We start from the raw sequence: 11,341 nt of genomic DNA on the forward strand, positions 1-11,341 counted from the left end.
CCGATCAGCCAAGTGAAGCCCGGCGAACTGTACAACAATAGCCGCCAAGAAAAACTCCGGCCGTGCACGTATCCCCCTGGATACGGCAAGGGGCCACGACAATGGAATTCATGATGAAACTGTCTTTGCTGGGCCTGGCCATGGGCCTTGCCAGTCAGGCGGCCCAGGCCGCCACCTCCGCACCGCCGCTGCAGGACAAGCAGGCGTTCATCGAACACCTGATCGGCCAGATGACCGAGGCCGAGAAGATCGGCCAGTTGCGCCTGATCAGCATCGGCCCGGAAATGCCCCGCGAGAAGATCCGTGAAGAAATCGCGGCCGGACGCATCGGCGGCACCTTCAACTCGCGCACTGCCCCCGAGAACCGGCCGATGCAGGACGCTGCTATGCGCAGCCGCCTGAAGATCCCGATGTTCTTCGCCTACGACACCATCCATGGCGAGCGCACCATTTTCCCGATCGGCCTGGGCCTGGCGGCGACTTGGGACATGGACGCCATTGCCAAGGTCGGCCGCACCTCGGCGATCGAGGCGGCCGCCGACTCCCTGGACATGACCTTCGGCCCGATGGTCGATATCGCCCGCGACCCACGCTGGGGCCGCACCAGCGAGGGCTTCGGTGAGGACACCTATCTCACTTCGAAAATCGGCCAGGTAATGGTCAAGGCATTCCAGGGCACCAGCCCGGCCGAACCCGACAGCATCATGGCCATCGTCAAGCACTTCGCCCTGTACGGCGCGGTGGAAGGCGGGCGCGACTACAACACAGTCGATATGAGCCTGCCGAAGATGTACAACGACTACCTGCCGCCCTACCGCGCCAGCCTGGAGGCCGGCGCCGGTGGCGTGATGGTCGCACTGAACTCGATCAATGGCGTGCCGGCCACCTCCAACACCTGGCTGATGAACGACCTGCTGCGCAAGGAGTGGGGCTTCAAGGGTGTGACCATCAGCGACCACGGCGCCATCCAGGAACTGATCCGCCATGGCGTGGCCCAGGACGGTCGCGAAGCCGCCAAGCTGGCCATCAAGGCCGGTATCGACATGAGCATGAACGACACGCTCTACGGCGAGGAACTGCCCGGCCTGCTCAAGTCCGGTGAAGTGACCCAGGCCGAACTGAACCAGGCCGTGCGCGAAGTGCTGGGCGCCAAGTACGACATGGGCCTGTTCAAGGACCCGTACGTGCGCATCGGCAAGGCCGAAAACGACGTCAAGGATTACTACGCTGAAAGCCGCCTGCACCGCGAAGCCGCCCGTGACGTGGCACGCCGCAGCCTGGTCCTGCTGGAAAACCGCGACCAGACCCTGCCTCTGAAGAAGGCCGGCACCATCGCCTTGGTCGGCCCTCTGGCCGATGCACCAATCGACATGATGGGCAGTTGGGCCGCCGACGGCAAACCGGAACACTCTGTGACCGTGCGCGAAGGCCTGCGCCGCGCCTTGGAGGGCAAGGCCAAGCTGCTTTACGCCAAAGGCTCGAACGTCACCGGCGACAAGGCCATCTTCGACTACCTGAACTTCCTCAACTTCGCCGCGCCCGAGATCGTCGACGACCCGCGTCCAGCCGCCGTGCTGATCGACGAAGCGGTCAAGGCCGCCAAACAATCGGATGTGGTGGTGGCGGTGGTCGGCGAGTCTCGCGGCATGTCCCACGAATCCTCCAGCCGTACCACGCTGGAAATCCCGGCAGTGCAGCGTGACTTGATCAAGGCGCTGAAGGCTACCGGCAAGCCTTTGGTACTGGTGTTGATGAACGGCCGCCCGCTGTCGCTGGCCTGGGAGCGTGAGCAGGCCGACGCATTGCTGGAAACCTGGTTCAGCGGCACCGAAGGCGGCAACGCGATCGCCGATGTACTGTTCGGCGACTACAACCCGTCCGGCAAGCTGGCGATCACCTTCCCGCGTTCGGTCGGGCAAATCCCGATGTACTACAACCACATGCGCATCGGCCGGCCATACACTCCGGGCAAGCCAGGCAACTACACCTCGCAGTACTTCGAGGAGCCCAACGGCCCGCTCTACCCGTTCGGCTATGGCCTGAGCTACAGCAGCTTCGAACTGTCCGGCCTGTCGTTGGGTAGCCAGCAGCTCAAGCGTGGCGGCACGCTGGAGGCCAAGGTGACGGTGAAGAACACCGGCAAGCGCGACGGCGAAACCGTGGTCCAGCTCTACGTTCAGGATGTCAGCGCTTCCATGAGCCGCCCGGTCAAAGAACTGAAAAACTTCCAGAAACTGATGCTCAAGGCTGGCGAGTCGCGCACCTTGACCTTCCGCATCAGCGAGGATGATCTGAAGTTCTACAATGGCCAGCTGCAACGGGTCGCAGAGCCGGGGCAGTTCAATGTCCAGGTCGGCCTCGACTCCGAGGCTGTGCAGCAGCAGAGCTTCGAGTTGCTGTGACAACTTCCGCCCGCAGGGTTGCGCCCTAAGCACAGCCCTGTGGGCGTGGGTTTACCCGCGCCCACAGTCTGCGTGAAAAACCTTAAACACACCCAGCACAGGCCAAGGATCAGCCGCATGCTATTTTCCTTCCGAACCTTGCGTCTGGCCCTGATCGTCCTGGTGATTGTCATCGGCACCGCGCTCAGCGCTGGCTGGGCGATGCACCAGGCCAAGCGCCAGTCGATGGAGACCGACGCACGTCGGGCCAGCCAGCAACTGACCCTCTACGCCAATGCCCTGCACACCCTGATCGAGCGCTACCGTGCCCTGCCCGCCGTACTGGCGCTGGACCCGGAGCTGATCGCGGCCTTGCGCGGCCCGGTCACCGAACAGGTGCAGGACGCCCTGAACCGCAAGCTCGAACGCATCAACGGCGCCGCCAACTCCTCCACCCTGGAGTTGCTCGATCGCACGGGCTTGGCCATCGCGGCCAGCAACTGGCGGCTGCCGACGACCTATGTCGGCTCCAACTACGGCTTTCGCCCCTATTTCAAGCAGACCCGCAGCCACGGCAGCGGCCGCTTCTACGCGGTCGGTGTCACCAGTGGCGTACCAGGCTACTTCCTGGCCAACGCGGTCACCGACGAACAGGGACGCTTCCTCGGCGCCATGGTGGTCAAACTGGAGTTCCCCGAACTTGAGCGCGAATGGCGCCAAGGCAGCGACATCCTGTTGGTCAGCGATGCCCGAGGCATCACCTTCATCGCCAACCAGGACGGCTGGCGCTACCGTGAGCTACAGCCAATTTCCCCAGCCGACCGCGCCGAGCTTGCCGAGACCCGCCAGTACGACAAGCAACCCTTGGTCCCCCTGCAGCATCAGGTGCTGACCGACTTCGGCGCCAACAGCCATTTGAGCCGCGTGCAAGGCCCGGATGGCAGCGTCGACTACCTGTGGGAAAGCCTGCCGCTGGAGGCAGAAGGCTGGACCTTGCATCTGCTGCGTAAGCCCCAGGTCAGCGCCGACGGACGCAACGCCGCCCTGACTGCGGCGGCGATCTGGCTGAGCCTGGTGTTCGCCGCACTGTTCGTCAGCCAGCGCCTGCGCCTGGCACGCCTGCGCCAGCGCAGCCGCAACGAACTCAAGCGCCTGGTCGAAGAGCGCACCCGCGAACTGCGCACCGCCCAAGAGGGCCTGGTGCAGTCAGCCAAGCTTGCGGCCCTGGGGCAAATGTCGGCGGCTCTGGCCCATGAAATCAACCAGCCCCTGACCACCCAGCGCATGCAGCTCGAGACCCTGCGCCTGCTGCTCGACCACGGTCGCTACGACGAGGCCCGGCAGGCCCTGGAGCCGCTGGAGCAGATGCTCACGCGCATGGCGGCACTGACCGGCCATCTCAAGACCTTTGCCCGCAACAGCCCCGGCGGGCTACGCGAGCGCCTGGACCTGGCCACCGTGGTCGACCAGGCGTTGCACCTGCTCGATGCCCGCATCCGTGGCGAGGGCGTCGAAGTGGCGCTGTACCTGGCGCGCCCCGCGTGGGTCAGGGGCGATGCGATCCGCCTCGAGCAAGTGTTGATCAACCTGTTGCGCAATGCCCTCGACGCCATGGCCGACAAGCGTTACAAACGCCTGGAGATCCGAATCGAAGCCGATGATGGTCAGTGGCGCCTGAGCGTGCTGGACTCCGGCGGCGGTATCCCCCAGGCGGATCTGGCCCGAATCTTCGATCCGTTCTTCACCACCAAACCGGTCGGCGAAGGGCTCGGCCTGGGTCTGGCGATCTCTTATGGCATCGTCCATGAGGCCGGCGGCCAGTTGCAGGCCGAAAACCTGCCCGGTGGCGCCCGCCTGAGCCTTACCTTGCCCCGCGACCTGGAGCCTGTATGTTGAATTCGGTGATCGTCGTCGATGATGAAGCCAGCATCCGCACCGCGGTGCAGCAGTGGCTGAGCCTTTCGGGCTTCAGCGTGCAACTGTTCGCCCGCGCCGAAGAGTGCCTGGCCCAATTGCCGGAACACTTCCCAGGCGTGATCGTCAGCGATGTGCGCATGCCCGGCATCGATGGCCTGCAACTGCTCGAACGGCTGCAGGCACTGGACCCGGACCTTCCGGTGATCCTGCTCACCGGCCATGGCGACGTGCCCATGGCCGTCGAGGCCATGCGCAACGGCGCCTATGACTTTCTGGAAAAACCCTTTACGCCGCAGACCCTGCTCGGCAGCCTGCGCCGCGCCCTGGAGAAACGCCAGTTGGTGCTGGAGAACCGTCGCCTGCACCAGCAGGCCGATCTCAAGGCGCGCCTGGAAAACACCCTGCTGGGCATGTCCCAAGGCTTGCAGAGCCTGCGCCGGCAGGTGCTGGACCTGGCCAGCCTGCCGGTCAACGTGTTGATCCGCGGCGAAACCGGCAGCGGCAAGGAACGTGTGGCCCGTTGCCTGCACGACTTCGGTCCGCGCGCCGACAAGCCCTTCGTCGCCCTCAACTGCGCGGCGATTCCTGAAACGCTGTTCGAGGCCGAGCTGTTCGGACACGAGAGTGGCGCCTTCACCGGCGCCCAGGGCAAGCGCATCGGCAAGCTGGAATATGCCAACGGGGGAACCGTGTTTCTCGATGAGATCGAGAGCATGCCGCTGGCCCAGCAGGCCAAACTGCTGCGGGTGATTCAGGAGCAGAAGCTGGAGCGCCTGGGCGCCAACCAGAGCATCAGTGTCGACCTGCGCATTATCGCCGCCACCAAACCGGACCTGCTCGAAGAAGCCCGCGCCGGACGCTTTCGCGAAGACCTGGCGTACCGTCTGAACGTCGCCGAACTGCGCCTGGCACCACTGCGCGAACGGCGCGAGGACATCCCCCTGTTGTTCGAACACTTTGCCCGCGCTGCCGCCGAGCGCCTGGGCCGCACGGCCCCGCCGGTGAGCGGTGGGCAGTTGGCGCAACTGCTGGCCCATGATTGGCCAGGCAATGTGCGCGAGCTGGCCAATGCCGCCGAGCGCCACGCCCTGGGGCTGGGCGCGCCGAGCGTCGAGGCCAGCGCCGCAGGGCAATCGCTCGCCGGCCAGATGGAGGCGTTCGAGGCACAGTGCCTGCGCGCCGCGCTGCGACAGTACAAGGGTGAGATCAAGGCCGTGATGGAGGCCTTGCAACTGCCTCGGCGGACACTCAACGAAAAGATGCAGCGTCATGGGCTGGTGCGGGACGATTTTCTCGAGCGCGAATGAGCGGTTTTTTGCCTAGCCATCATGGCCGATGAGCAAAAAACCGCTTATCGAAAGTATTGAAGGGCGCGGCTACGCAGCCCATCGCGTGGCGACGTTGCGCCTGCAGGGCCTTTGGATTCGCGGGTTATGGAATGGTCGTGCGCCGAGATGGGGCATTCAGGCCCGCCAGTGCACGCCTTTGGCATAGCTTCTGCAAAACCCTTCTCAAGCGCTGACCTGCGCGCTCCACAAAAACAACGAGAAGGTATCCCCTGATGGATAACGCCAGCACCCTGCCCACCGGGGCGGCCATTGCGCCCGCCGCGGAAAAAACCACCGCAAGCCGTCTCAAGTCGATTTTCAGTGGCTCCATCGGCAACATGGTCGAATGGTACGACTGGTACGTCTATGCGGCGTTTTCACTGTACTTCGCCAAGGCCTTCTTCCCGGCCGGCGATACCACCGCACAACTGCTCAACACCGCCGCCATCTTCGCCGTGGGCTTTCTGATGCGCCCGATCGGTGGCTGGCTGATGGGCCTGTATGCCGACCGCAAGGGCCGCAAAGCCGCGCTGATGGCCTCGGTCCTGCTGATGTGCGCAGGCTCCCTGGTCATCGCCCTGACCCCTGGCTACGAGACCATCGGCGTCGCCGCGCCGATCCTGCTGGTCCTGGCGCGCCTGATGCAAGGCCTGTCGGTCGGCGGTGAGTACGGCACCTCGGCCACGTACCTCAGCGAGATGGCCAGCAAGGATCGCCGCGGCTTCTTCTCAAGCTTCCAATACGTGACCCTGATCTCCGGTCAGCTGATCGCCCTGGCGGTGCTGATCATCCTGCAACAGACGCTCACCACCGAGCAGCTGTATGCCTGGGGCTGGCGCGTACCCTTCGTGATCGGCGCGCTGTGCGCGGTGGTCGCCTTGTACCTGCGTCGCGGCATGGAGGAGACCAGCTCCTTCACCAAGAAGGAAAAGTCCAAGGAAAGCCTGATGCGCACCCTGCTGCGCCATCCCAAGGAACTGCTCACCGTGGTCGGCCTGACCATGGGCGGCACCCTGGCCTTCTACACCTACACCACCTACATGCAGAAATACCTGGTGAACACCGTAGGCATGAGCATCAGCGACTCGACCACCATCTCGGCGGCCACTTTGTTCCTGTTCATGTGCCTGCAACCGGTGATCGGTGGACTCTCCGACAAGATCGGTCGTCGTCCGATCCTGATCGCCTTCGGCGTGCTCGGAACCTTGTTCACCGTACCGATCCTCAGCACCCTGCACACCGTGCAGACCTGGTGGGGCGCCTTCTTCCTGATCATGGCGGCGCTGATCATCGTCAGTGGCTACACCTCCATTAACGCCGTGGTCAAAGCCGAGCTGTTCCCCACCGAGATCCGCGCCCTGGGCGTCGGCCTGCCCTACGCCCTGACCGTCTCGATCTTCGGCGGCACCGCCGAGTACGTGGCCCTGTGGTTCAAGAGCAACGGCATGGAAACCGGCTTCTACTGGTACGTCACCGGCTGCATCGCTTGCTCGCTGCTGGTCTACGCGACCATGAAAGACACCGCCAAGCATTCGCGGATCACGACTGACTGATCCTGCTCACGCGGTAATCGAAAAGGGGCGCTCCGGCTGACGGAGCGCCCCTTTTTCATGGTTCGGCGAGCAGTGAGCCAATTACGCCCCAGACAGTGACGGCCGTCAGGAAGCTTTTAACTCCCGACGCGCTTCGCGGTTATAGAACGACGCCATCAGAATCAGCACCAACAAGATGCCGCCGAGCACCGCTGAAGAGCCCACCGTACCGAAGTCCATCCCGCCTTTTTCGTGCGGTTTTGTCAGGAAGTCGCCCAAGGTCGCACCGAATGGGCGGGTCAGGACGAATGCGATCCAGAACAGCGCCACGCCTGGGATACGGGTCCAGTAGCGGGCCAGCACCACCAGGCCGATGGTGCTGCCGATCAGCAGTGCGCCACCGGCGAAACCGAGGCCTGAGTCGTCCGCCAGGAAGTCGCCCAGCGCGGTGCCAAGGGTGTTGGAAAACAGGATTGCCACCCAGTAGAACAGCTCGCCGCCTCGGTTCTTGATGCGGGTGACGTCCAGCGGATTTCCGCTCAGGCGCCAAAGGGCGAACGTCAGCAGCAAGATGCCGATCAGGATGGCCGAACCCGCGGCATAGCCCAGGCCCAGGGTACGGTCCATGAAATCGGACATCGTGGTGCCCGCAGTACTGGTGGATAGGATGACCAGCCAGTAGAGCCAGGGATTGTATGAACGAGAGTAAAGCTGGGTGAGCAATGTCACCAGAAACACGCTGATCAACAGCAGCGAGCTCATGGCATAGCCAATATCGAGGGTCATCGACAGCAGGTCGCCCGCCGTCTCGCCCAAAGTGGTGGCGCAGATCTTCATGACCCAGAAGGCCAAGGTGATTTGCGGAAGTTTATTCATTGTTTGCCGCTCCTGGGTTGAGTGGGCGCGATGCTGAGCGGGCGGGTTTGAAAAAACGGTTGGTGGAGCATGAAAAAAGCGTTCGTTCATCGAAGGTTTCATTTAACTCGGGATTAATTCCCCTCCCGCATCCTTGAACCGTGGAGAGACGAGGGCGCAAAGCGCCTGTCTCGCAGCACCTCTGTCGTTTAAAAGACGAAAGCGCGCCCAAACACATCGATTAAATCGATTTTTATGCGTGATTTTTTGCGCTTTTTAATCAAATTAATCGGCGTAGCATTAAACCCATAGAAACAAACAACCCGCGAATCTCACTGGAGCAACGACCATGAAAAGCAAACTGATCCTGACCCTGGCTCTGTCGGCACTGGCTACCGGTGCATTCGCCGAAGACGGTTTCGACCGTACCAGCGCCCACAGCTTCGCCGCCGCCCAGACCCAATCGGCAACTTACGCCGAAGATGGCTACGACCGCACCGGCGCACAACGCTTCGCTGAAGACGGCTACGACCGCACCGGTGCACAGCGCTTCGCTGAAGACGGCTACGACCGCACCGGCGCACAGCGCTTCGCTGAAGACGGCTACGACCGCACCGGCGCACAGCGCTTCGCCGAAGACGGCTTCAACCGCACCGGCGCACAGCGCTTCGCCGAAGACGGCTTCAACCGAACCGGCGCACAGCGCTTCGCCGAAGATGGCTACGACCGCACCGGCGCACAGCGCTTCGCCGAAGACGGCTTCGACCGCACCAATGCCCACCGCATCAGCTGATCCGATGCGAGCGCCCAGCCCGGCTTCGGCCGGGCTTGATCATTTCCAGCGGGCTGGAGCCTTGGCACACTAGGCACCTCGTTCACAACAAGGAAAGGGCCTACGGGCCTTGCGCAGATGTACTACTACGAACCCGCCAAAGGCCATGGCCTGCCCCACGACCCGTTCAATGCCATCGTTGGCCCCCGCCCTATCGGCTGGATCTCTTCCCAGGACCAGCAAGGCCGCCTCAATTTGGCGCCTTACAGTTTCTTCAACGCCTTCAACTACATTCCACCGATCATCGGTTTCTGCAGCGTTGGGCGCAAAGACAGCCTGAACAATATCGAGCAGACCGGCGAATTCGTTTGGAACCTGGCGACCCGAACACTGGCCGAGCCGATGAACCAAAGCTGCGCGGCGGTAGCCGCGGATGTCGATGAGTTCGAATTGAGCGGTCTGACGCCGACGGCATCGCGCATCGTCGGTGTACCTCGAGTAGGCGAAAGCCCGGTGGCCTTCGAATGCAAGGTGAGCCAGATCGTGCAGCTCAAGCGGGCCGACCAGGCGCTGGTGCCCAGTTGGCTGATCCTGGGGGAAGTCGTGGCCGTGCACATCGCCGAGCATCTGCTCAAAGATGGCATCTACGACACCGCCGCCGCCGAGCCGATCCTGCGGGGAGGAGGCCCAGCGGACTACTTCGAGCTGGGCAATCTGTTCAAGATGGCCCGCCCGCAGGTCTGATCAGAAAATCAGTTCGCCTTCCTCGCCCACGCCTTGCAGGCGTGCGAGTTCGGTACAGGCGGCCTCGTCGGCCGCCACTGCACTCTGAAACACCTGGCCATCGAGCACCTTGTGAAAGCGCGGCGCGCCGCCCATGCCCAGGGCTTTTACGGCGATGGCCGCGTTGTAACCACCGCCTTGTACAGGGACCATCGCCGAAACGGCTTCGAAGTGGGAAAACTCTCTACGTGCCATGCTGCAAATCCGCATCCGAAAAACGAGGGCCGCCATTCTACCCCTCAATCACGGATGAAGTTTCACGCCTCTGTAGGAGCAGGTTTGCCCGCAAAAAGTCCATGCATAGACATCAGGCAAACGTATGCAGGTCCAGGCTGCTCACCACCTGGGCCTGCACCAGCTCGCCAAACACCTCGAGGGTCGGCGAAGCGAAGTAGCCGCTCATGGCTTGCTGATCGCTCCAGCTGCCGCTGAGCAACCACAGGTCGTCGTCGGCCTGGGACCGCTGTACGGTAAAACTCAGGCAACCCGGGGTACGCAGCGAAGGCTCCAGCAGGTCGCGCAGACGCGCGCCCAGTTCCGCCGAACGACCGCTGCTGGCACGGATGAAAGCCAGGTGAGTGACCGGTTGTGGCTGGGTCATGAACGATCTCCTTGAAGCATGCGGACGGAAAAACCAGGCTGCCAAGGTTAGTGCCCCGCCCTCGCGCGACGTTAGGTCATTACTGCCGCTCGATTGCCTGATCCTGCCGCGCGGCAGGATCAGGCAATCGAGCGGCAGCTTTCGACTAGCGCCTGTCATTGCCCAAACCTATGCTGCGTCGGTCAGCAGAGGAAACCGCCATGCCCGCAACACCCTTGGAACCCACCCTCGAGGCCCAGCGCCAGGAGCTGGCCGACCTGATTGGCCGCCATGCCGGCGAGCCTTATGGTCCGGCATCGGCCATCGAGGATCTGTACCTGGTCCGCTACCGCGAAAGCGTGCGCTCGATGCCGGCTCTGGCGCAGCCGGCGTTGTGCGTCCTGGCCCAGGGCAGCAAGACCTTGTTCCTGGGCGATGAGCGCTACGCCTATGATCCGCTGCATTACATGGTGGTGTCGGTGACCTTGCCGATCAGCGGTGCGCTGCTCGAAGCCAGCCCCGAGAACCCGAGCCTTGGCCTTCGCATGGACATCGATCCGGCGCAGATCAGCCAGCTGATCGCCGAAAGCAGCCCGATGATGGTGCCCAACCTACCGTCTGGCCGGGGCCTGTATGTGGAAAGGACCGATCCGCAGTTGCTCGACGCCTTGCTGCGCCTGCTCCGGTTGCTCGATTCTCCAAGGGACATCCCGGTGTTGGCGCCACTGATTCGCCGCGAGATTCTCTACCGGTTACTGCGCGGCCCGCAGGGCCATCGCCTGTATGAAATCGCCCTGGCCAACAGCCAGACCCACCGCGTCTGCCAAGCCATCACCTGGCTCAACCGCCACTATCAGCAGCCGCTGCGCATCGAAGACCTGGCCCGGGAAGTGAACCTCAGCACCTCGACCTTGCACCACAGGTTCAAGGCCGTGACCTCGATGAGCCCCTTGCAGTACCAGAAACAGCTGCGCCTGCAGGAAGCCCGTCGGCTGATGCTCAATGACGGACTGGAAGCCGCCGTGGCGGGCTATCGGGTGGGGTATGAAAGCCCCTCGCAGTTCAGCCGTGAATACAGCCGGTTGTATGGGGCGCCGCCGATTCGGGACGTGGCGCGGCTGCGGGCCAACGCCAGTTGAGGCAAGGCCGCTTCCAGCAAGGCCTGCCTAAGGAGACCCAGTGGAAGCGGCTTT

The 11,341-nt window shown here is 63.2% G+C and carries 10 protein-coding genes; 7 read left to right on the plus strand and 3 right to left on the minus strand.

Going from position 1 to position 11,341, the window contains the following annotated elements; all coding sequences use genetic code 11:
• Positions 1-110 precede the first annotated feature (110 nt).
• From bglX to J5X93_RS21010, 4 genes are all read left to right on the plus strand, one after another.
• Positions 111-2,402: a beta-glucosidase BglX gene (bglX, locus tag J5X93_RS20995; RefSeq protein ID WP_250033965.1), complete on the plus strand. Its 2,292-nt coding sequence runs from the start codon at positions 111-113 to the stop codon at positions 2,400-2,402.
• A 117-nt stretch (positions 2,403-2,519) separates the two neighbouring features.
• On the plus strand, positions 2,520-4,277 hold the full coding sequence (locus tag J5X93_RS21000; RefSeq protein ID WP_043206439.1) for a sensor histidine kinase: 1,758 nt from the start codon (positions 2,520-2,522) through the stop codon (positions 4,275-4,277).
• Positions 4,271-5,605 carry a two-component system response regulator MifR gene (gene mifR, locus J5X93_RS21005; RefSeq protein WP_043206438.1) on the plus strand — a complete coding sequence of 445 codons (1,335 nt, stop codon included), beginning with the start codon at positions 4,271-4,273 and terminating at the stop codon, positions 5,603-5,605. The genes J5X93_RS21000 and mifR overlap by 7 nt, the downstream gene beginning before the upstream one ends.
• Positions 5,606-5,859: 254 nt before the next feature.
• A complete protein-coding gene (locus tag J5X93_RS21010) occupies positions 5,860-7,179 on the plus strand; it encodes an MFS transporter (protein WP_043206437.1) in 1,320 nt (439 codons plus the stop codon).
• A gap of 105 nt (positions 7,180-7,284) precedes the next feature.
• On the opposite strand, the gene J5X93_RS21015 is transcribed toward J5X93_RS21010, so the two are convergent.
• Entirely contained in the window at positions 7,285-8,034 is a 750-nt protein-coding gene (locus J5X93_RS21015; RefSeq protein WP_102081804.1) for a COG4705 family protein, read from the minus strand.
• A gap of 328 nt (positions 8,035-8,362) precedes the next feature.
• Here J5X93_RS21015 and J5X93_RS21020 point away from each other — a divergent pair, with 328 nt between their 5' ends.
• Both J5X93_RS21020 and J5X93_RS21025 read left to right on the plus strand, forming a co-directional pair.
• Positions 8,363-8,806 (plus strand): heme utilization protein, encoded by a 444-nt coding sequence (locus J5X93_RS21020; protein ID WP_102081803.1) that lies wholly within the window; start codon positions 8,363-8,365, stop codon positions 8,804-8,806.
• 117 nt (positions 8,807-8,923) lie between these two features.
• Positions 8,924-9,529, plus strand: coding sequence for a flavin reductase family protein (locus J5X93_RS21025; RefSeq protein ID WP_043206434.1), 606 nt, complete (start codon positions 8,924-8,926; stop codon positions 9,527-9,529).
• Here the strand turns inward: J5X93_RS21025 and J5X93_RS21030 are convergent, their stop codons facing one another.
• Together J5X93_RS21030 and J5X93_RS21035 are read right to left on the minus strand one after the other, a co-directional pair.
• Positions 9,530-9,763 (minus strand): hypothetical protein, encoded by a 234-nt coding sequence (locus tag J5X93_RS21030; RefSeq protein WP_090345107.1) that lies wholly within the window; start codon positions 9,761-9,763, stop codon positions 9,530-9,532. It abuts the gene before it with no gap.
• A gap of 112 nt (positions 9,764-9,875) precedes the next feature.
• Entirely contained in the window at positions 9,876-10,169 is a 294-nt protein-coding gene (locus tag J5X93_RS21035; RefSeq protein WP_043206432.1) for a putative quinol monooxygenase, read from the minus strand.
• 200 nt (positions 10,170-10,369) lie between these two features.
• On the opposite strand from J5X93_RS21035, the gene J5X93_RS21040 reads away from it, so the two are divergent.
• Positions 10,370-11,287 (plus strand): AraC family transcriptional regulator, encoded by a 918-nt coding sequence (locus J5X93_RS21040; protein WP_090344979.1) that lies wholly within the window; start codon positions 10,370-10,372, stop codon positions 11,285-11,287.
• The last annotated feature ends 54 nt before the right edge of the window (positions 11,288-11,341 follow it).

Source organism: Pseudomonas sp. BYT-1 (assembly GCF_023611805.1).
In the GTDB taxonomy this organism is placed as follows: Bacteria; Pseudomonadota; Gammaproteobacteria; order Pseudomonadales; family Pseudomonadaceae; genus Aquipseudomonas; species Aquipseudomonas guariconensis.

What these genes read in the sequence shown, in the direction of transcription:
- J5X93_RS21035 (WP_043206432.1), bottom strand. Translation starts at nt 10,169, where the DNA reads ATGACCCAGCCACAACCGGTCACTCACCTGGCTTTCATCCGTGCCAGC.
- J5X93_RS21000 (WP_043206439.1), top strand. Translation starts at nt 2,520, where the DNA reads ATGCTATTTTCCTTCCGAACCTTGCGTCTGGCCCTGATCGTCCTGGTG.
- J5X93_RS21030 (WP_090345107.1), bottom strand. Translation starts at nt 9,763, where the DNA reads ATGGCACGTAGAGAGTTTTCCCACTTCGAAGCCGTTTCGGCGATGGTC.
- J5X93_RS21015 (WP_102081804.1), bottom strand. Translation starts at nt 8,034, where the DNA reads ATGAATAAACTTCCGCAAATCACCTTGGCCTTCTGGGTCATGAAGATC.
- J5X93_RS21020 (WP_102081803.1), top strand. Translation starts at nt 8,363, where the DNA reads ATGAAAAGCAAACTGATCCTGACCCTGGCTCTGTCGGCACTGGCTACC.
- J5X93_RS21025 (WP_043206434.1), top strand. Translation starts at nt 8,924, where the DNA reads ATGTACTACTACGAACCCGCCAAAGGCCATGGCCTGCCCCACGACCCG.
- bglX (WP_250033965.1), top strand. Translation starts at nt 111, where the DNA reads ATGATGAAACTGTCTTTGCTGGGCCTGGCCATGGGCCTTGCCAGTCAG.
- J5X93_RS21010 (WP_043206437.1), top strand. Translation starts at nt 5,860, where the DNA reads ATGGATAACGCCAGCACCCTGCCCACCGGGGCGGCCATTGCGCCCGCC.
- mifR (WP_043206438.1), top strand. Translation starts at nt 4,271, where the DNA reads ATGTTGAATTCGGTGATCGTCGTCGATGATGAAGCCAGCATCCGCACC.
- J5X93_RS21040 (WP_090344979.1), top strand. Translation starts at nt 10,370, where the DNA reads ATGCCCGCAACACCCTTGGAACCCACCCTCGAGGCCCAGCGCCAGGAG.